At 35.0% G+C, this 19,772-nt stretch carries 20 protein-coding genes; 16 read left to right on the forward strand and 4 right to left on the reverse strand.

Annotation, left to right across the window (positions count from 1 at the left end):
• Window positions 1–258: 258 nt before the first annotated feature.
• The 4 genes from rlmD (at window position 259) to WKT09_RS09155 (ending at window position 4,499) form a co-directional block, all read left to right on the forward strand.
• Window positions 259–1,641, forward strand: coding sequence for a 23S rRNA (uracil(1939)-C(5))-methyltransferase RlmD (gene rlmD / locus WKT09_RS09140; RefSeq protein WP_340415756.1), 1,383 nt, complete (start codon window positions 259–261; stop codon window positions 1,639–1,641).
• Between the two features lie 300 nt (window positions 1,642–1,941).
• Complete coding sequence (locus WKT09_RS09145) at window positions 1,942–2,163, forward strand: helix-turn-helix domain-containing protein (protein ID WP_340415757.1); 222 nt, start codon at window positions 1,942–1,944, stop codon at window positions 2,161–2,163.
• Window positions 2,156–3,268 carry a DNA cytosine methyltransferase gene (locus WKT09_RS09150; RefSeq protein ID WP_340415758.1) on the forward strand — a complete coding sequence of 371 codons (1,113 nt, stop codon included), beginning with the start codon at window positions 2,156–2,158 and terminating at the stop codon, window positions 3,266–3,268. The genes WKT09_RS09145 and WKT09_RS09150 overlap by 8 nt, the downstream gene beginning before the upstream one ends.
• Complete coding sequence (locus WKT09_RS09155; RefSeq protein WP_340415759.1) at window positions 3,252–4,499, forward strand: DNA cytosine methyltransferase; 1,248 nt, start codon at window positions 3,252–3,254, stop codon at window positions 4,497–4,499. The genes WKT09_RS09150 and WKT09_RS09155 overlap by 17 nt, the downstream gene beginning before the upstream one ends.
• Window positions 4,500–4,516: 17 nt before the next feature.
• Here WKT09_RS09155 and WKT09_RS09160 read toward each other — a convergent pair whose 3' ends face one another.
• From WKT09_RS09160 to WKT09_RS09175, 4 genes are all read right to left on the reverse strand, one after another.
• Window positions 4,517–5,560, reverse strand: coding sequence for a restriction endonuclease PLD domain-containing protein (locus tag WKT09_RS09160; protein ID WP_340415760.1), 1,044 nt, complete (start codon window positions 5,558–5,560; stop codon window positions 4,517–4,519).
• 89 nt (window positions 5,561–5,649) lie between these two features.
• Complete coding sequence (locus WKT09_RS09165; protein ID WP_340415761.1) at window positions 5,650–7,428, reverse strand: AAA family ATPase; 1,779 nt, start codon at window positions 7,426–7,428, stop codon at window positions 5,650–5,652.
• A 4-nt stretch (window positions 7,429–7,432) separates the two neighbouring features.
• Window positions 7,433–7,879 (reverse strand): ABC-three component system middle component 2, encoded by a 447-nt coding sequence (locus WKT09_RS09170; protein WP_340415762.1) that lies wholly within the window; start codon window positions 7,877–7,879, stop codon window positions 7,433–7,435.
• Window positions 7,872–8,897 (reverse strand): ABC-three component system protein, encoded by a 1,026-nt coding sequence (locus WKT09_RS09175; RefSeq protein ID WP_340415763.1) that lies wholly within the window; start codon window positions 8,895–8,897, stop codon window positions 7,872–7,874. Before WKT09_RS09175 ends, WKT09_RS09170 begins: the two co-directional genes overlap by 8 nt.
• A gap of 258 nt (window positions 8,898–9,155) precedes the next feature.
• Between WKT09_RS09175 and WKT09_RS09180 the strand changes: the two genes are divergently transcribed.
• From WKT09_RS09180 to WKT09_RS09235, 12 genes are all read left to right on the forward strand, one after another.
• On the forward strand, window positions 9,156–9,302 hold the full coding sequence (locus WKT09_RS09180) for a hypothetical protein (protein WP_340415764.1): 147 nt from the start codon (window positions 9,156–9,158) through the stop codon (window positions 9,300–9,302).
• Window positions 9,303–9,436: 134 nt separating this feature from the next.
• Entirely contained in the window at window positions 9,437–9,940 is a 504-nt protein-coding gene (locus tag WKT09_RS09185; protein WP_340415765.1) for an RNA polymerase sigma factor, read from the forward strand.
• A gap of 104 nt (window positions 9,941–10,044) precedes the next feature.
• Window positions 10,045–10,248 (forward strand): hypothetical protein, encoded by a 204-nt coding sequence (locus WKT09_RS09190; RefSeq protein WP_008357760.1) that lies wholly within the window; start codon window positions 10,045–10,047, stop codon window positions 10,246–10,248.
• 1 nt (window position 10,249) lies between these two features.
• Window positions 10,250–10,567 (forward strand): rRNA biogenesis protein rrp5, encoded by a 318-nt coding sequence (locus WKT09_RS09195; protein ID WP_340415766.1) that lies wholly within the window; start codon window positions 10,250–10,252, stop codon window positions 10,565–10,567.
• Window positions 10,564–11,694: a DUF2800 domain-containing protein gene (locus tag WKT09_RS09200; RefSeq protein ID WP_340415767.1), complete on the forward strand. Its 1,131-nt coding sequence runs from the start codon at window positions 10,564–10,566 to the stop codon at window positions 11,692–11,694. The genes WKT09_RS09195 and WKT09_RS09200 overlap by 4 nt, the downstream gene beginning before the upstream one ends.
• 2 nt (window positions 11,695–11,696) lie before the next feature.
• A complete protein-coding gene (locus WKT09_RS09205; protein ID WP_340415768.1) occupies window positions 11,697–12,251 on the forward strand; it encodes a DUF2815 family protein in 555 nt (184 codons plus the stop codon).
• Complete coding sequence (locus WKT09_RS09210; RefSeq protein WP_340415769.1) at window positions 12,248–14,182, forward strand: DNA polymerase; 1,935 nt, start codon at window positions 12,248–12,250, stop codon at window positions 14,180–14,182. The genes WKT09_RS09205 and WKT09_RS09210 overlap by 4 nt, the downstream gene beginning before the upstream one ends.
• Before the next feature lie 89 nt (window positions 14,183–14,271).
• Window positions 14,272–15,051, forward strand: coding sequence for a phage antirepressor (locus WKT09_RS09215; RefSeq protein ID WP_265130123.1), 780 nt, complete (start codon window positions 14,272–14,274; stop codon window positions 15,049–15,051).
• Window positions 15,052–15,069: 18 nt separating this feature from the next.
• Complete coding sequence (locus tag WKT09_RS09220) at window positions 15,070–17,415, forward strand: virulence-associated E family protein (protein ID WP_340415770.1); 2,346 nt, start codon at window positions 15,070–15,072, stop codon at window positions 17,413–17,415.
• A gap of 259 nt (window positions 17,416–17,674) precedes the next feature.
• A complete protein-coding gene (locus WKT09_RS09225; protein WP_270897770.1) occupies window positions 17,675–17,956 on the forward strand; it encodes a VRR-NUC domain-containing protein in 282 nt (93 codons plus the stop codon).
• The gene (locus WKT09_RS09230) at window positions 17,937–19,295 is read left to right on the forward strand and encodes a DEAD/DEAH box helicase (protein WP_270897769.1); all 1,359 of its coding nucleotides are present in this window, start codon (window positions 17,937–17,939) and stop codon (window positions 19,293–19,295) included. Before WKT09_RS09225 ends, WKT09_RS09230 begins: the two co-directional genes overlap by 20 nt.
• Window positions 19,292–19,750 carry a hypothetical protein gene (locus tag WKT09_RS09235; RefSeq protein ID WP_270897768.1) on the forward strand — a complete coding sequence of 153 codons (459 nt, stop codon included), beginning with the start codon at window positions 19,292–19,294 and terminating at the stop codon, window positions 19,748–19,750. The genes WKT09_RS09230 and WKT09_RS09235 overlap by 4 nt, the downstream gene beginning before the upstream one ends.
• Window positions 19,751–19,772: the final 22 nt, after the last annotated feature.

A 19,772-nucleotide genomic window follows, 5' to 3' on the forward strand; every position in this document is an offset into this window, starting at 1 on the left:
CTTCCATGTTCTTATCTTGTATATCAAGCAGTAATTTTATATCATTAGAATGAGACAAGTGATTTCCCTCCTGGATTAGGTTTTCGACGACTTTCATTCTAAAGGGAAATTCACTTGTTTTCTATTTTTATGCATAAAAAAGGTGCCAGTGTATTTTTTCCACCAACACCATTTAACATAGAGCCTTTAAAAGCTAACTCTAGAGGTCTTTTGTATGTTAAAATAAATCATAGATAATAAATAAAGGAAGATAATATAATGGCAAAGACAAATGCTCCAGTTAAAAAGAACGAACATTATACGGTTATGTTTACCGATTTAACACATGAAGGAAATGGTGTCGCAAAAATAGGCGGGTATCCTATTTTTGTACCTGAGGCACTTCCAGACGAAACCGCAGAAATTCGTATCGTGAAAGCAAACAAAAAATTTGGTTTTGGAAAATTAATCGAACTAAAAAAACAAAGTGAAGGAAGAACAACTCCACCGTGTCCGGTGTTTTATAAATGTGGCGGATGTCAATTGCAACATATGTCTTATGAGATGCAATTAGATATGAAGCGTAGCCAAGTTACCAATGTGATGCACAAGGTTGCTCATTTACCAGATGTACCAGTCCACCCTGTATTAGGAATGGAAGACCCTTGGCATTACCGCAATAAAATACAATTGCCTGTTGGAGAAAAAGATGGAGAAATCATTTTAGGATTTTATCAACAACGCAGCCACCGCATTATTGATGATATGGAAACATGTTTAATACAAAATAAAACAGGGGATAAGCTCGTTCAAGGTTTACGCAAACTTTTAAATGAACTAGGAATGGAAGCATATGATGAAAAATCACATCGTGGAGTGTTACGACATGTCGTTTTACGAACGGCTTATGAAACGAATGATACGATGCTCATTTTTGTGACAAAAACAGCAAAACTTCCAAACAAAGATGCACTTATTGCACGTATTACAGCACAATATCCAGAAGTGAAATCTATCGTCCATAATGTAAATCTAGATAAAACGAATGTCATTTTAGGGAAGAAAACAACAACGATTTATGGGGAAGATCATATTATTGACTCTATCGGTGATATAAAATTTAAGATTTCTCCCAAGTCCTTTTTCCAAGTGAATCCAACACAAACGAAAGTGCTGTACGACAAAGCGCTTGAATATGCAGATATTAATGAGCATGATGTAGTTATAGATGCATATTGTGGTATTGGGTCTATATCATTATTTTTAGCGCAAAAAGCGAAAAAAGTATATGGAGTAGAAATTGTTCCTGATGCAATTCGTGATGCGAAAGAAAATGCTGCATTAAATGGTTTAACGAATACGGAATTCGTCGTTGGAGAAGCAGAAACGGTTATGCCAGAGTGGAAAAAAGCTGGAATTGAACCAGATGTCATCGTCGTTGATCCACCTCGTAAAGGGTGTGATGAAACATTTTTACAAACGATGTTAGAGATGAATCCGAAACGAATTGTATATGTATCATGTAACCCATCAACATTAGCGCGGGATTTACGTATTTTGGAAGATGGCGGTTACCGTACACAAGAAGTGCAACCAGTAGAAATGTTTGCTCATACAAATCATGTCGAGTTGGTAGCATTGATGTCTAGGGTGGATGAATAAGAAGAGTTGAAGTGTTGATAGAATAAGGTTTTTCAGTTATTTTGGAGAGTGTCCAGACTGGGAAATCTTATTTTTATTTGAACAGAAATGAAACGATATGTTAGCTAGAAGTGGGGTTGAGTTGATAGAATGGCTTTAGGGTAGGGGAGTTGACAGGAAAGATTTTTTTAGTTATTAGGAAGTAATGATTGTATAGTTCATTAATTTTACTGTTATCATTATTTATGATACTATTACGTTAGTGTTTTCTATATATGAAGAAAAATATTCTGCATATGAAGAATATAGGGGGATTGTAAAATGTCCATTTCATACGATAAACTATGGAAATTAACAATTGATAAAAAAATGAATAAGACCGAACTTCGCGATTGCTCTGGTATTACTTCTTCTACCTTATCGAGATTGAGTAAAAATCAAGGAGTGTCCCTAGAGGCGCTTGAACGAATATGTCGAGCATTAGACTGTGAAATTGGAGATATTGTTGAATTTAGAGAAAATAAGGTGATTGTTGATGAGTAATGAATATACTGTAATTGATTTATTCTCTGGCGCAGGAGGATTAAGCCAGGGATTTTTACAAGCAGGCTATAAAATTTTAGCTGGAATTGACTTTGATGATGCAGCCTTACTTACATATGCCCATAACTTTAAAGGGGCAAAAGCGTTAAAGGAAGATTTGTTTGAAGAAGAAAAATCTATAAACAATATTCAAAAAGCAATAGGTGGGAAAGATATAGATGTTATCATTGCTGGACCCCCATGCCAGGGATTTAGCTTAACTGGTTCACGTGATATAAACGATTCTCGAAATAAACTATATGTTGCCGTAGTACATGCAGTTGAATATTTTCGACCTAAAGCATTTTTAATAGAAAATGTACCGGGTATGGCAACTTTATATAAAGGGAGAGTAAAGCAACAAATTATTAATACATTTGAAGATCTTGGATATGCTGTTAGTGTAACAGATCCACCCTTGCTTGCTTCTGATTATGGTGTTCCACAAAATAGAAAGAGAATGTTCTTTGTAGGGTATCGTAAGGATTTAGGATACGATTATTTTAAGTTCCCAGATCCGCTTTTAGATGTTGAAGAGCATATTACAACATTTGAAGCAATATCTGATTTACCTTCATTAGAAGATACTCTTGGAGAAAATATTATGGATTATCCCACAAAGCCATTAAGTGAGTATCAAAAGATGATGCGGGAAAATTCTGATGCGATATATAATCATATAGGAACAAATCATACTGATGAAGTGAAATGGGTAATTAGTCAAGTTCCGGAAGGTGGAAATCACAAAGATTTACCTCCTGGCGTCGGAGAATCTCGTAAATTTAATGAAGCTTGGACACGTTATCATAGCCAAAAGCCATCAAAAACGATTGATACTGGGCATAGAAACCATTTCCATTATAAATGGAATCGAGTTCCAACAGTTAGGGAGAATGCAAGATTACAGTCATTTCCAGATTGTTTCGAGTTTTTGGGTACAAAAACACAACAATATAGACAGGTAGGCAATGCGGTACCTCCTTTATTAGCTCAGGTTATTGGTGAAAAGATGAATCAGCATTTAAATGTAGGGGCTAGAGAGGTGCTCAATGAAAAGGCTGAATAATATAGAACTATTTGCAGGTGCAGGCGGTTTGGTAGATGGATTCGAACAAACTGGAAACTTTAACCTATTAGCAGCTGTGGAATGGTTAGAACCTCAAGTTAGAACTTTAGTTAGAAGATTAGAAAGTAAATATGGAGACAGAGAAGCTTCAAGTAAAGTATTACATTTTGATGTGCAACGTACAGAAGAATTATTTGTTGGTTGGAAAAATGATCCGAATTTTGGCGATGGTGAAGGGCTTGACACATTTATAGAATCACAACAGGTAGATGTCATTTCAGGAGGACCTCCCTGTCAAGCTTATTCTTTGGCTGGTCGTATTCGTGATGAAAATGGTATGAGAAATGACTATAGAAACTACTTATTTGAATCGTATATAAAAATTGTTAGTCGATATAAACCGAAATTAATAGTTTTTGAAAATGTTGAGGGTATATTGTCAGCTATTCCAACGGGGGAGCTTATTACTGACTTAATAAGAAACTCTTTACAAAAAGAGGGCTATGAAATTATTGATGATTTGAGAAAATACGCACTATTAGATTTAACAGAGTATGGAGTTCCACAAAACAGAAAAAGAGTTATTATTGTTGGCATTCGTAAAGATTCTAATAATGTGGACTACCAAAAGATTTTAAAAATATTTTATAACAAGCTATTACCGAAGAAAAAAAGCGACCGAAAATATACAGTAAGAGATGCAATCGCTGATTTACCGCCTATATATCCCTTAAAAGAACCGATTAAAAGAGTAGCATATGAAAATAATAGTGGAATAAACGGACACACATCACGTTTTCACAGCAAGAGAGATCAAGAAATATTTTATAGTCTTGCAAAAGACATTGAAGATGGTAATTTTGTTTACAAGTCATCTGAAGCACTAATAGAGTTATATTACCAAAAGACCGGAAAAAAAACTAATGTGCATAAGTATCATGTGTTACGTTGGGATGAACCAAGTAATACGATACCCGCTCATTTAAAAAAGGATGGGTTACGACATATACATCCAGACTCTAGACAAAGACGTTCAATAACAGTTCGTGAGGCTGCAAGATTACAAACATTTGATGATGATTTTGAGTTCAACGAATCCCAAGGAGCAAATTTTGAGATGATCGGTAATGCAGTACCACCATTGTTTGCTAAAAAATTAGGCGAGGTTATACCAACTTTATTAAATTTAACAGAAAAAATAGAGAGACAACAACAAGAACCAGTTAGTTAGGGGTTCTTGTTGTTGTTTTAAATGGAAAAATCCGCATAATATAGTCCTTCCTCAATTAAAGAAAGTGTAATTGTATCGCGTCCATAATTTTGAAGTGTTTCAATGGTAATTTCTTCATCTACACCAACACCTAGTCTATTTCTTAAATATCGACCGAGGATACTTTTTCTAGAAATACGCTCTCCGTTTAATATTGGTTGTTTAGATGAAAAGGAAGCTAATTGTTTAGGATACTTCTTTTCGTTAAAATTCTGAACTCCTTCCAAGGAAGCTTCCATAACTGTTCCATCATCCCAAATTAATTCAATTGGATCTGAATTTCTTTTTCGCTTTCCATCAGGTGTTGTGAAATCTGGATCAAAGGGCTTTAATAAAGCTTGATTATTTTTTAATATTTTCTTTGGTAATCTAATATATGCATCGCCCGCTGCAACGTGAGCATTGCTAGTGAGTCGAGCACGTCCCCAATTTAAACCGCTTGATTTAGCCACTTGTTTTTTCCCACCTCTAACACTGTATAAAGGGATATCAACGCTATGTTTTATGTTATAAATTTCCGCAGCTTCAGCGACTTTTGGTGTTGTGATATCAATTACATTTTGCTTAGATTTAATAGGGGGTGTATCGGATGACTGTTCAAGTATAAAATCACAATAAATATTCAAAGGATTGAATGTGTCTCTTGTCGCATCAGCTAAAGACTCCCTATAATCAGTTCGTAAACCGTTGGAAGAGAAGTTAGCTGAACCGATAAGTGCTGAAAGAATTTTACCTTTGAATTTCCAGATATATATTTTGGAATGAATTTCTTGATTGGTAAATCTAATAGTTAAAGATTTATTTTCATTTTTTATTTTTTCTAATGATGATAGTAATCGAGCGTCAATTCCAGAAGAGTACATACCTCCTATTACTGTTATTTTCATATTTTTAAGTTCGGATAAGCGTTCGATTGGAGCAGGTCCTAAATACCCGCTAATTATTATTAATTCATCAGGTTCTTCTGAAAGTAATTCATGTTTAGAAAATATAACCTCTTCAATTCCAGTGTAATAAAGCACTTTATCTACTCCTTCAAAGCAATGTTTGTAGAAAAAAACAAACATATTAACGATTTAAATCAAAAATAAATAGGATCTCAAATCATACATTAATCATGAACTCCATATAAAAAACCATATCTGCCTTTGTTTTTGTCTTTAGAAAATTCAATAATATTCGCTCTACTGTAGTCAACATTAGGAATTTCGTTCTCTATGATAATAATTTGGTCTAGCTGTTGGTGGTTATTGAAATATTCGAATAAGGCATTTTTCATTGTGTCAGGTGTTACGTCATCGTCTTTTTCTTTTAATGATAATATTGGTGAATCGATGGCTAAAAAACCTGGTGAGTATTTACCATGTTCTTTTATATACTCTAGCAAGGAAAGTGACAATATTGTATTAAAGAATGCACGATATCCTTTACCAAAGAATCGCTTTGCTTTTCCATTAATAACTATATCATATTTGTTTGTATCAAAATATACAGAGCTAAGGTTTTCACCCATACATTCTTTTAATATATGAGAAATTTTGTTTTCGAAATCAGTAACTACATTTTTATCATAGTATGTTTTAATTTTTATTTCTTTGATTTCTTCTTCTACAATCAAAGTTTCTTTCAAATCGTCTATTAAAGTTGATTCTAATTGTTTAATAATATTAGCTTCATTTTTAATTTCGATTGTTTCTTTATATTTTTCCAACTGCTCATTCAGTTTTGTTAGTTTTGGGGTTAATTCATCTTCTATTAGTTTTTCGACATTATCTCGTTTATTGGTGAGATCTTTTAATCTTATTTCTATGTACTCTTTATCTTGTAACAAGTTTTTTTCTGCTTCACTTAAGTCTTCAAGTTGTACTTTTATTCTTGATAATTCAGATTGTGAAGCCTTCAGATACTTCAATTGTTTATCTGAAGAAGTAATAGCTCCGTTACAGAAAGGACAATTTGAAATGTTGTCATTGGAATGATCATGAAACTCACCTTCTATGATAAACGTTAAACGTTGAATATCGGAGATGTATTGGGTCTTCAAAGCATTATATCTATTATGTAATGTATTAGCTTCAGCTAACTTTTCATTCAATGTATAAATTTGATTTAATATAATTTTGCTATTAGACACCGCATCATTTATTTGTTCTTCTGTACTTTGAATTTTCGTCACTATTTTGTTCACTTCATTTTGTATATACTTTTCATCTTGAATTTTTATATTACTTAAGGCTTGTTTTCTTTTTGCAATACTTTTGAGTTGATTATTTATGTACTCTTCCAGTGCCTTCTTTTTAACATTACTTATTAATGTTTCTTTTTCAAAATCAAAATCCGAGAAATCCTCACCTGTAATTAAAAAATAAATTGCTGCGAGTGCCGGTGTTTTAGCAGTGTTTTGAGTAGACAATAATGGTGACCTTTCTATAAACACATCATCTTCCTTGATTAATAATATATGTTGAAAAGTTCGCCATGTAAGCCTTTGTTTAGCTAGACCTTGTGTTCTGAGAATCCTATGTTTTTCTGTAATTCCAATTAATTTTAGCCACACATCATTAATGTCATATTTACCGTCACGTATATATGTTCTTGATTCAATTAAAGGATTTTCACTTAGTACCTCTATCGGATTTGAATCGATTTTTCTTTCAAAAGATATATCTCCTTTTTCAGTTGCAACGATTAATTTAAATGTGTCATAGCCAGTGTTTTTATCAAAACGGATTTCACTACTTCCAAAAAAATAGTCAATACATTCCAATATATAGCTTTTTCCTGTGTTGGAGGGGCCGCAGATTATATTTAGTCCTTTTTTAAAACTAATCGTGGATGTTTGTTTTTGTTTTCCCGAAACGATTAGTTCTTTAATATGGAATTTTGTCAATTTACTAAACCTCCTTCAGTGAAGTTAAAGAATGTGAAGCCAGTATATTTAAGAGCTCTTGCTCATTTTTTTGCTTAATATAATCAGTACATTTTTTTAGTGTACTTCTATATTGGTTTGCATAGGAACTGTTTAGTTTAGTTATAAAGCTTATACCAGTATTATTTATGTAATAGTAAAATCCATTATTCGTTAATTCAATGGAAATTAGGTCTTTTAAAACCAATTCTTTAATTGCATCATGAACCATTTCTCTTCGATATGAAAACTCTGCAAATTTAAAAGTGTTTTCTCCGTGTAAATTTTGTTTACTTAAGTTGAATTCAGAACCATAAGTAGAAATAAAATCAATAGCGGCAAGCTTATCGGTTGAGAAGATACTTTGTTCACTTTCCAGAATGATTAAAATTCTCAATGATGTTTCAAATGGAGTGTTAAAAATCTTATTCATCAATATTCACCCAACCTTTCAAAACACCATCATTTATTAATAAGTGACAAACCCCTTTTTTTTCCTTTTGTCCGATCACATTTGGAATTTTACTAAAGATACATGCATCTATATTGATTGTTGTTACATGAGACATAACTTTTCTTAAGCGAGCTAATCCATGTAAGTGATCATCTTCATATATATCTACTATTCCATTATATGTTTCTTCCTTTAATACTTCGAACGGATCGGGGCTGATGTTTGAAAATGCATCTCTAGCTCCACGTCTTACGCTTTCAGCAGCATAATAATCTTCTCTTCTTCTATTAAAATCCTTTTTGTATTTTGGTATCGTTTCAATTTCACTTTTAGATAACATTTTTCTGTTTTCAGCACTAGCATAAGCTTCTAAAAGTTTATTAGTGTATGTTAACTCACCTTTATCTAATTGTTTGGGTGGAGTAATGAAATGTACAAATGAATTCCCTATTCTTTCCAAGAGAACTTCTAATTCCTCGATACTATTGATAATTTCAGTATCTAAATTTTGAATATCCGTTTCCACTTCTTTATTTGAATTGTTTCGATTATCTACCTGTAAAGCATATAAGAAAGTATCAGCAAGAAATTTGTAGGTACTTGAATTATTTAGAGTATTAAAAAATTCCTCTTTTTTCGAACCTATTATACTATTATCGTTTTTTATTAAATTTACAATATCACCGATTATTACTTTTTGAACTGTAGGAGTAATTTCAGGCCAAAAAACGTCTTCAAAATAATCTTCGGATAGGTCGATTATTTTGGGGGTTGTTGCAGCCCTTCTGATATCTGTTTGAACATTTTCTTTGTGATTGAATAATTCACTAGTGATTTTAGGAGTTATAACATAAGGTGTATTTATTTTAGTTAAAATAGTTTCATTGTCTAAAACCAGATTCAGCAAAAGTTCAGTAACTCTACCTTGGGTTTGTGGTGGATTAATATGCTTTTTTACAATTTTTGCATAGGATCCAAAACATAATATATTTTTCAACTAAACCAACCTCCTATAATAATCACAAGTCAAATTCATATCAAAGAGATGTCAACTATATGGGAAATACATTTTAATGATTTGTTAGTAATCTGGATATATAAGAAGTAAACATTGAAGCCCCAACTTCCTTTGTTTATATCTACTAAAATAACTTTGAAAATTCAGTAATCCTTATTAATTATTATATCGATTGAATGTTGGTAATTCAATTTAATACACAGTTCAAAGACTGTTAGGAAAGGTTGGAGGAAGAAATTGAAAGAAGTAAGGAATTTAGATGGTAAATTAGTTTGTCGAATTAATAAAAAAAGAAAGATCATAGAAATAAAAATTAAAAATTGCCTTACCCAGATTGAATTATTATCTGATGGCAGTGCCAATGTTATAAATACGAAAAATTAAATATAGTCCGCGAGACCGCTAGACGGCAGTGCATATACCTATTATAGGTATTTCACTGTCGTCTTTTTGTGTCTTTCGGATATAAAAAGTTGGCTCTCGCGGATTTCAATTTTGAAAACCAAAGGAGCCAAACTATGAAAAAAATCGAAAAAAAGTACAAAACAAGTCAAAAGAAGCGTAATGAGTATATCTATGAGTTTGCTAATGGGGAACGAACGGTTATTCGCCCAGGTGAAAATGGAGTAACTGAAATCGATATTCAATTAAATCATTCGTTTGATGATGAAGAAGTTCGAGCTTGGAATAGGGATGTTTATAAGACTAATCATTATATAGAAGATTTTGAGAGTATTGTAGAACCTGATTGTAATTCTATCTTAATGGATATTCATAGTGATCCGTTGAATGTTTTATTAGAAGCTGAATCAGGAGAAACAATGAATGAAATAAAAAATACTCTAAATGATGAAATGAAGAACTTAACTGAAAAGCAATTGATAGTTGTTCAAAAAAGTTTTTTTGAAAATAAATCAAATGTTGAAATAGCAAAAGAAGAAAATGTTTCGGAAGCGGCGATACGAAAAAGATTAAAGGGTGCGTTACAAACGCTTAAAAAAGAACTACAAAAAGGCTCTTAATTGAGTCTTTAAAAATTAATTCATAAAAAAGGGTTCGAATAGGACGAAAAAATCGCTTATAGGTGAGAGGTTAATAAATTACTCTCAGAAAGGAGTGTTTCCAGATGAGTCTAAAACACAAAGTAATCATCAATGTCAAAGATGAAAATGGTGAAAAAACGAGAGTGGTTGAAGGTAAGCGAAAAACAGTACGTAGCCGAATGCTAGATTTACTGTTTGGTAAGAAAGTAAATCTACTCGTGATAACACCTGGAGACTCGGTTGAAACAGTAGAAATAAAAGAAACTCGGAAAGGCGGTGAAGCTTAAGATGAGCAGAACAAAATTACTTCTTGATGTAGTCACTGATTTACAAAATTTAGCTGGCTCACTTCAGACGATTGCTGAAGTGTTGGCGAGTAATGAAGAATCACCACGAACGGAAGAAAAAGCACCAGTTAAAAAAGCGAAGCCGGAAAAGAAAAAAATATCGCTTGAAGAAGTTCGTACATTACTTGCACAAAAAAGCCAAGCAGGTTATACAGCTGACATTAAAAAGTTACTTGAAAAATACGGTGCAACCAAGCTAAGTGAGATTGAAGAGCAAGACTATGAAGCATTGATGAAAGATGCGGAGGAATTGCAATGACGAAACATGCTATTTTATCCGCTTCAGGGGCACATCGATGGATGAATTGTACTCCATCGGCTCGCCTTGAATTAGAGTTTGAAGATTCTAGTGGTGAAGCGGCTAAGGAAGGGACAGCGGCTCATGAACTAGGGGAACATAAACTTAGAACTGCACTAAAGATTCCAACGGAAAAACCAACATCGGTTTATGATTCTGAAGAGATGGAACGTTATACCGATGAATATGTCCAGTTCATTTTAGAAGAATTAGCGGCAGTAAAGCAAATAACAAAAGATCCACTTCTTCTTATTGAACAGCGATTGGACTTTTCGAACTATGTCCCAGAAGGTTTTGGGACAGGTGACTGTGTCATTGTTGCAGATGATGTGGTTCATGTTATTGATTTTAAATATGGACAAGGTGTTTTAGTTGAAGCAGAAAATAACCCGCAAATGATGCTTTATGCATTAGGGGCACTTAATCTATTTGATGCAATTTATGATATCGATGCAGTGAAAATGACCATCTATCAACCAAGACGTGAAAACATCTCAACCTTTGAAATAACCAAAACTAGTCTAATAGAATGGGCGGAAGGCACACTTAAACCAAAAGCTGATTTAGCATTTAATGGAGATGGTGAATTTAACCCTGGTGACTGGTGTAGATTTTGTAGGGCATCTGCGGAGTGCAGAGCAAGGGCGGAAGAAAATTTGAAGGTAGCAAAATTTGAATTTAAAAAGCCGCCTTTATTAACAGATGATGAAATAGCTGAAATTTTACTTCATGTCAATGACCTTACTAAATGGGCAAATGAAATATTTGCTTATGCAACGAATGCTGCTATTCAGCAAGGAAAACAGTGGAAAGGTTTTAAAGTCGTAGAAGGTAGGTCAAATCGTAAATATGCAGATGAAGAAGCGGTAGCTGAAGCCGCAAAGAAAGCAGGCTATGAAGATATTTATAAGCAAAGTCTGCTAACGGTAACCAACATGGAAAAATTGATGGGGAAAAAGAAGTTTAATGAACTACTTGGTGATTTCATTACTAAGCCAAGAGGGAAACCAACGCTTGTTCCAATAACGGATAAGCGTCCAGAAATAAATATATCAACAGCAAAAAATGAATTTATGGAGGAGAAATAATTATGTCGAAAACAGTAAAAAATCCAACAAAAGTAATTACAGGGGTAGTGCGTTTATCTTATGCAAATGTGTGGGAGCCAAAGTCAATCAATGGTGGAAAAGAAAAATATAGCGTGAGTGTGATTATTCCAAAAAGTGATACAAAAACATTAGAAGCGATTGAAAATGCAGTAGATGCTGCAATTGAAGAAGGTCGTGGAAAGTTTGGTGGAAAGATTCCAAACAAGCAGTCGTTAAAATTACCGCTTCGTGATGGAGATATTGACCGTTCAGATGATGAAGCGTATGCGGATAGTTTCTTTGTAAATGCAAACAGCATTACACCGCCACAGATTGTAGATGCCGATATTAATCCGATTTTGGAGCGTTCAGAAGTTTATTCAGGTATATATGCTCGAGTAAGTATTAATTTCTACGCTTTTAACTCAAATGGTAACCGAGGGATTGCTTGTGGCCTTGGTAACATTCAAAAGATTCGTGATGGGGAGCCATTAGGTGGTCGAACAGATGCATCGGTAGATTTTGCTACTGATGTGGAAGATGACTTCTTATCATGAAAACATTAAATATTGATATTGAAACATATAGTAGTGTGGACCTCGCTAAAAGCGGGGTCTATCGCTATGTGGAGGCAGAAGATTTCGAAGTGATGTTATTTGCTTACAGTGTGGATAGTGGACCTGTTCATGTCATTGATTTAGCGAATGGTGAGACTATCCCATCTGAAATTGAACAAGCAATATTTAATAAAGATATAACAAAATGGGCCTTTAATGCTCAGTTTGAACGGATTTGTTTAAGTAAACATTTTAAGCAACGTTTATCACCTGTCGATTGGCGATGCACTATGGTGTGGTCTGCTTATTTAGGTTTACCGCTATCTTTAGAAGGTGCTGCAATGGTAACAGGAGCGGATATACAAAAAATGTCGGAAGGTAAAGATTTAATTCGGTTTTTCTCTATTCCTTGTAGACCAACAAAAACAAATGGTGGTCGGACAAGGAATTTAAAAGAACATGATCCAAATCGATGGGAAAATTTTAAAGCATATAACAAACGTGATGTAGAAACGGAAATTGCGATACAAGATAAGCTATCTAAATTTCCGATGCCTGAAGCCGAATGGGATAACTACTACTTGGATCAACTGATAAATGATAGGGGAATAAAGCTAGATTTGAAGTTAGTTACTCAGGCGATTAAGTGTGATGACTTAATTCGCAGCGAGTTAATCAGTCGTATGAAGGAAATTACTAAGCTAGAAAACCCGAACTCTGTAAAGCAAATGCGTGAATGGTTACAAACAAAAGGTGTAGAAACAGATAGTTTAAATAAGGCAGCTGTAACTCATTTAATTGAAACCAATGAAGGTGAAATTAAAGAAGTACTTCAATTGAGAAAACAACTGGCAAAATCCAGCGTGAAAAAATACGCAGCCATGGAAAATGTCGTTTGTCGTGATGGACGAGCGAGGGGATTGATTCAGTTTTACGGTGCAAATCGTACGGGGAGATTTGCAGGAAGGTTAATTCAAGTTCAAAACCTACCACAAAACCATATATCTGATTTAGATGAAGCACGTGCTTTATTGAAACAAGGGAACTTTGAAGCTTTGCAAATTTTATATGATTCAGTTCCGAGTGTACTTTCTCAGCTTATAAGGTCCGCATTTGTTCCTATTCAGAACAATCGCTTCATAATCGTTGACTTTAGTGCGATTGAAGCACGTGTGATTGCCTGGCTTGCAGGCGAAACTTGGCGAAATGAAGTGTTTGCATCACATGGAAAAATTTACGAGGCTTCAGCTGCACAAATGTTTAAAGTACCGATAGATGAAATTACAAAGGACAGTCCATTAAGACAGAAAGGGAAAATTGCCGAATTGGCACTTGGTTATGGCGGTTCAGTTGGTGCATTGATGTCAATGGGAGCAACCAATATGGGTTTGGAAGAATCGGAATTGAAGCCCCTTGTTGATGTTTGGCGGCAGTCGAATTCAAGGATTGTTAAGTTTTGGTGGGATGTTGACCGGGCAGCAAAGGAAACTGTGCGTAAAAGAAAGTCCCACGCAACTCATGGAATAAAATTTGAATATCAGAGTGGCATGTTACTCATAGGTTTACCTTCGGGCAGATGGCTTTCATATGTAAAGCCACGTATTGGTATAAACACATTTGGAAATGAATCTGTTTCTTATGAAGGTATTGGTGCAACAAAGAAGTGGGAGCGGATTTTTAGCTATGGTCCCAAGTTTGTCGAGAACATTGTCCAGGCTGTCTCAAGAGATTTATTGTGTTTTGCTTTGCAACGTGTTCATGATGAAGGTTTTCGTATTGTCATGCACGTACATGATGAAATTGTGATTGAAGCACCAAATGATGTAACGGTCGAATATATCAGTGATTTAATGAGCGTATCTCCACCTTGGGCAGAAACGTTGGAATTACGTGCGGACGGATTTGATACAAGTTTTTATAGAAAAGATTAATTTTAGGGGGTTCGAATCCCCCTTTTTCTTCGCATATAGGTGAGGGTAAATTTATTTACTCTACAACTATTTGTGGGAGGTTCATTTATATGATGAACAATATTAAAACTTTTAACTTCGAAGGGAACGAAGTAAGAACTATTGTGAAAGATGGCAGTGTTTGGTGGGTTGCAAAAGATGTGTGTGATGCATTAGAAATCAAGAATAATAGGGATGTTGTTGCACGTTTAGAAGGAGATGAAAAAGGTGTCGGTCTGTTCGACACCCTTGGCGGAAAACAGAAATTGTCAATTGTAAATGAAAGCGGACTTTATAATATTGTTTTTCTTTCAAGAAAGCCAAATGCTAAAAAATTCAGAAGATGGATTACACATGACGTCCTTCCGTCAATTCGAAAACATGGATTGTACGCAGTGGATGAAGTATTAGCTAATCCAGATATTTTGATTAAAGCACTGGAAGAATTAAAGGCAGAGCGTTTAAAAAATAATCAATTATCAGAAACAGTGAAAGTCCAGGAACAGCAAATTGTTGAAATGAAACCAAAAGCTAGTTATTACGATGTTGTTTTAAATTGTAAGGATGCAGTTGCGATTTCGGTTATTGCAAAAGATTATGGAAAATCTGCTCGCTGGTTAAATAAATACTTACACGAACAAGGTGTTCAATATAAACAGGGGAAGATTTGGTTGCTCTATCAAAACCATGCCGAGTTCGGTTATACGACAACTAAAACACATACGTTTAAAGATAGTAATGGATATGATCGTTCAAAAGTTCATACGTACTGGACGCAAAAAGGTCGATTGTTTATCTATGACTTACTAAAAGCAAAAGGAATCTTACCTAAAATTGAAATGGACAGTTAAACATTGGAGGTAATCAATATGAAAATAGCTGTCGGAAATAGTCGAATGGACAGAAAGTGGAAGAACAAAGATGTAACGTGGGACGAGTTTATTAATCTTGTAAATCAGACAATCCGTACAACTGAAACGGTAGCTGAATATAGAAAAATGAATCGTGCAAAACAAGATGCAACAAAGGATGTTGGCGGCTTTGTTGGCGGTGCTTTAAAGCAGGGGAAAAGAAGGAACGGACATGTTTTGTCTCGTTCACTTCTTACCCTTGATATGGACTATGCAGTACCTGGTATTTGGGATCAAATTGAACTTCTTTATGACTTTAAATGCTGCGTATATTCAACACATAAACACATTCCTGAAAAACCAAGGCTACGTTTAATTATTCCGTTTAAACGTGATGTTTCGGAAGATGAATATCCAGCGGTCGCAAGAATGGTCGCAAAAGAAATCGGTATTGATTATTTTGATGATACCACATATGAACCCTCAAGATTAATGTACTGGCCATCGACACCATCAAATGGTGAGTTCTTTTTTGAGAAAAAAGATGGTGAGTTATTAGATCCCGATTTCTATTTGTCGAAATATGACGATTGGCGTGATACGACAACATGGCCAGTATCATCAAGGCAATCTGAGGTTGTACAACGAAACATAAAAAAACAAGCTGATCCATTAGAGAAGGATGGCATTATTGGTGCTTTTTGTAGGACTTATTCTATTGAGGAAGCTATAGAAAGTTTTTTATCACATGTGTATGAACCAAGTTTGATGGAAGGTAGATTTGATTATATCCCAGCTGATTCGTCTGCGGGAGTCGTTGTATATAACGGAAAATTTGCTTATAGCCATCATGCAACAGATCCTGCTTCAGGAAACTTATTGAATGCATTTGACCTCGTTCGATTGCATTTGTTTCAAGATTTAGATGACAAAACATCTTATTCAACCGCAGTAACAAAACTTCCATCTTTTAAGGCTATGACTGATTTTGCCTTAAAGGATGAGCTAGTGAAAGTGCAGTTTGCAGAAGAACGAAAAGAACAAGCAGAAATCGAGTTTACGGAAGATGACTGGGAAGGACAGCTTGAGCTTGATAAAACAGGCGCAGTTAAAAATACACTTAGAAATCTTACCTTAATATTGGAACATGATGAAAACCTTCAAGGTATTGTTTTTAATGAGCTATCAGACAACTTGGAGATTGTTAGTCCTGTACCTTGGTCGCACCCATCTAAATATTGGCGGGATGCGGATGATGCTCAGTTAGTTAGTTATATCGATACGCACTATGGAACATTTTCAGCTAGAAATTATGATATTGCAATTGCGAAAGTAGCTGATGATAGGTCGTATCATCCGATTCGAGATTACCTTGATGAATTGCCTGAGTGGGATAAAGTGCCACGAATCGATACGTTATTAATTGATTATTTAGGAGCGGATGATAATCCATACGTTCGTGCTGTAACAAGGAAAACATTATGTGCGGCAATATCTAGAGTTCTCACACCTGGCATTAAATTTGATTCAATGCTCGTTTTAAATGGTCCGCAAGGAGTCGGTAAAAGTACGCTTATTGCAAGGCTTGGTGGTGAATGGTTTTCGGACAGCTTAAGTTTATCGGACACAAAAGATAAGACAGCTGCTGAGAAATTACAAGGTTACTGGATCATTGAAATCGGAGAACTTGCTGGACTTAAAAAAGCAGAAGTAGAAACACTGAGGAGTTTCCTTTCACGACAAAACGACATTTATCGAGCGAGTTTTGCAAAAAGAGTTACACCACATTTAAGGCAATGTGTATTCTTTGGAACAACTAATGCTGAAAAAGGTTATTTAAGGGATACGACAGGTAACAGACGATTTTGGCCTGTGAAAACTCCAGGCGATGGAGTAAAGAAATCGTGGGAAGTAACTGAAGAAGAAGTGCTGCAAATATGGGCAGAAACACTCGAATACGTGAAGCAGGGTGAAAAGCTGTACCTTGAACATGATATTGATCAGTTAGCAAAAGAAGAACAGCGAATGGCGATGGAATCGGACGAGCGAGAAGGGTTGGTTCGTGAATATTTAGAAACGCTACTTCCTGACGATTGGGACGATATGGACTTATTTGAACGTAGAGCATTTATCAATGGCACTGAATTTGGTGATAGTCCAAAACAAGGTGTTTGGAAACGGGAGCATGTTTCTAATATGGAGATTTGGTGTGAATGTTTCCAAAAGGAACGTTCCAATTTAAGACGGATAGATGGTAACGAAATATCAACCATTATGGCCAGCATTGGTGGCTGGACAGGTTTATCAAAGAAAAAGAGACTTCCCATTTACGGAACGCAGTGGGTGTATGAATTAAAAAAGTGACGTTCCAAAAAATCGAGTTTGGAACAAAAACATCACATTGGAACAGAATATTATGTTCCTGGAACAAAATAAAAGAAGTTCGTCACATAGTTAGGAACAGCAATCAACCTATGTCGTATAAGGGTTTGTAAAAAACATGTTCCAATGTTCCAAGAAAAATATGATATTAGGAAAATATAAGAATATAGGATGAAATCACGCAAATACGCATATACGCGCGTAAGAAAGTTTAAAAACGTTTGGAACAGGAGAGTTTGGAATGCGAGAAAAATCTATCGAGTTAAAATTAAGCGAAGCGGTCAAAAATATGAAGGGTTTATCTATTAAACTAACATCACCAGGTTTTGATGGATTGCCCGATCGGTTAGTGTTACTACCAAACGGGAAAATTGGCTTTATTGAAGTGAAAGCCCCAGGAAATAAACTCAGACCGCTTCAGCAGAAAAGAAAACAGCAGTTAGAATCACTAGGTTTTATAGTCTTTTGTCTAGATGATCCTGAAAGTATTGGAGGGATGTTGGATGAAATTCAAGCCACATAAATATCAGGAGTTTGCAACAAATTTTATTATAGAAAATCCTATAACGGCAATATTTCTTGAAATGGGTCTCGGTAAAAGTGTGATTACACTGACTGCTATTTATGAATTGATGTTAGAACGATTTGAAGTTGATAGGGTTTTAGTAATCGCACCACTCAGGGTTGCTAGAAATACGTGGCCAGAAGAAATTGAAAAATGGAGTCACTTGAAAGGATTAACTTATGCAGTTGCTGTTGGAACAGAAAAAGAGCGCTTAGAAGCATTATATTCAGACGCGCACATTTATATCATTAACCGAGAAAATGTAGAATGGTTGATTGCTAGAAGCGGTATCGATTTTAATTTTGATATGGTTGTTATTGATGAATTATCATCGTTTAAATCTCATCAATCAAAACGCTTTAAAAGTTTAATGAAAGTGAGACCTAACATTAAAAGAATAGTTGGTTTAACAGGAACACCTTCATCGAATGGCTTAATGGACTTATGGGCGGAGTACCGATTACTTGATATGGGTGAAAGATTAGGGAAGTTCATCGGACGTTTCAGAGAATCATACTTCGATCCTGACAAAAGAAATCAACATATGATTTTCTCATATAAACCAAAACCAGGGGCAGAAGAAGCGATATATGAAAAAATAAGCGATATCACTATCAGTATGAAAGGGACGGACTATTTAAAACTACCCGATTTAGTCATGAATGAAATGCCTGTTTCGTTAAATCAGAAAGAAAAAGAAACGCTTGATGTCATGAAACGTGATTTGATTACAACGATAAAAGGCGAGGATATAACCGCTTCAAATGCAGCGGCTTTATCAAATAAACTTCTTCAAATGGCAAATGGTGCAGTTTACGATGATAACGGTTCTGTCACTCAAATACATGATCGAAAACTCGAAAAGTTAGAAGATATCATTGAAGCGGCAAACGGTAAACCTGTATTAATTGCTTATTGGTTTAAACACGACCTGCTCCGCATACAAAACCGATTTAAGGTAGAAGTTTTAACAAGTAGTGATTCCATTAAAAAATGGAACGAGGGAAAGATTCAAATTGCAGCCATTCATCCCGCATCCGCAGGACATGGTTTAAATTTACAAGCGGGTGGTTCAACACTCGTATGGTTTGGACTAACTTGGAGCTTGGAGTTATACCAACAAACAAATGCAAGGCTGTACAGGCAAGGACAAACAGACACAGTGATTATCCATCATTTAATCGCTAAAGAAACAATGGACGAGCGTGTGATGGATGCTTTAAATAAAAAGAATAATACTCAGTCAGCACTCATTGATGCGGTGAAAGCAACGTTAAAAGGGGGAATTCCTGTATGAATATTGTATGGCACTACCTAGATAAACGAGCAGCAACGATTGATGTGATAAAAGATTATAATAGTATGAAACACATTATAGATAATACCGATGACGACATTGCAATCCTTCATGACGGAATGTTGTCCCCAAGTGCACCAGTGAATGATGGCATGCCTTCCGTACACAATCCTAAAGCCAATGAAAGTCGGATTGTCTTTAGCATAGATAAAATTGATGTGCTGAAAGAAAGATTAAGACAGGCCATCGAATATATGAATTGGTTCCAGCCTGCTTGGGATGAGTTAACTGAAGATGAACAGTTTGTTCTGTATGAATTTTATATGGTGGAAGACCAAAGACGAACCGAAGCTGTGCATACAATTTGTGATTACTTTAAGATTGAGAGGTCATCTGCCTACAACAAAAAGAATAGAGCGTTGGATAGGTTGACACTACTGCTTTATGGCAAGTGAGTAAAATCTTGGATGCATTTAG

Source organism: Pseudogracilibacillus sp. ICA-222130 (assembly GCF_037892545.1).
GTDB lineage: Bacteria > Bacillota > Bacilli > Bacillales > Amphibacillaceae > Pseudogracilibacillus.

Excerpts from the sequence above, each read along its gene's own strand:
- rlmD (WP_340415756.1), top strand. The coding sequence starts at position 259 with ATGGCAAAGACAAATGCTCCAGTTAAAAAGAACGAACATTATACGGTT.
- WKT09_RS09145 (WP_340415757.1), top strand. The coding sequence starts at position 1,942 with ATGTCCATTTCATACGATAAACTATGGAAATTAACAATTGATAAAAAA.
- WKT09_RS09150 (WP_340415758.1), top strand. The coding sequence starts at position 2,156 with ATGAGTAATGAATATACTGTAATTGATTTATTCTCTGGCGCAGGAGGA.
- WKT09_RS09155 (WP_340415759.1), top strand. The coding sequence starts at position 3,252 with ATGAAAAGGCTGAATAATATAGAACTATTTGCAGGTGCAGGCGGTTTG.
- WKT09_RS09170 (WP_340415762.1), bottom strand. The coding sequence starts at position 7,879 with ATGAATAAGATTTTTAACACTCCATTTGAAACATCATTGAGAATTTTA.
- WKT09_RS09185 (WP_340415765.1), top strand. The coding sequence starts at position 9,437 with ATGAAAAAAATCGAAAAAAAGTACAAAACAAGTCAAAAGAAGCGTAAT.
- WKT09_RS09190 (WP_008357760.1), top strand. The coding sequence starts at position 10,045 with ATGAGTCTAAAACACAAAGTAATCATCAATGTCAAAGATGAAAATGGT.
- WKT09_RS09195 (WP_340415766.1), top strand. The coding sequence starts at position 10,250 with ATGAGCAGAACAAAATTACTTCTTGATGTAGTCACTGATTTACAAAAT.
- WKT09_RS09200 (WP_340415767.1), top strand. The coding sequence starts at position 10,564 with ATGACGAAACATGCTATTTTATCCGCTTCAGGGGCACATCGATGGATG.
- WKT09_RS09205 (WP_340415768.1), top strand. The coding sequence starts at position 11,697 with ATGTCGAAAACAGTAAAAAATCCAACAAAAGTAATTACAGGGGTAGTG.
- WKT09_RS09210 (WP_340415769.1), top strand. The coding sequence starts at position 12,248 with ATGAAAACATTAAATATTGATATTGAAACATATAGTAGTGTGGACCTC.
- WKT09_RS09215 (WP_265130123.1), top strand. The coding sequence starts at position 14,272 with ATGATGAACAATATTAAAACTTTTAACTTCGAAGGGAACGAAGTAAGA.
- WKT09_RS09220 (WP_340415770.1), top strand. The coding sequence starts at position 15,070 with ATGAAAATAGCTGTCGGAAATAGTCGAATGGACAGAAAGTGGAAGAAC.
- WKT09_RS09225 (WP_270897770.1), top strand. The coding sequence starts at position 17,675 with ATGCGAGAAAAATCTATCGAGTTAAAATTAAGCGAAGCGGTCAAAAAT.
- WKT09_RS09230 (WP_270897769.1), top strand. The coding sequence starts at position 17,937 with ATGAAATTCAAGCCACATAAATATCAGGAGTTTGCAACAAATTTTATT.
- WKT09_RS09235 (WP_270897768.1), top strand. The coding sequence starts at position 19,292 with ATGAATATTGTATGGCACTACCTAGATAAACGAGCAGCAACGATTGAT.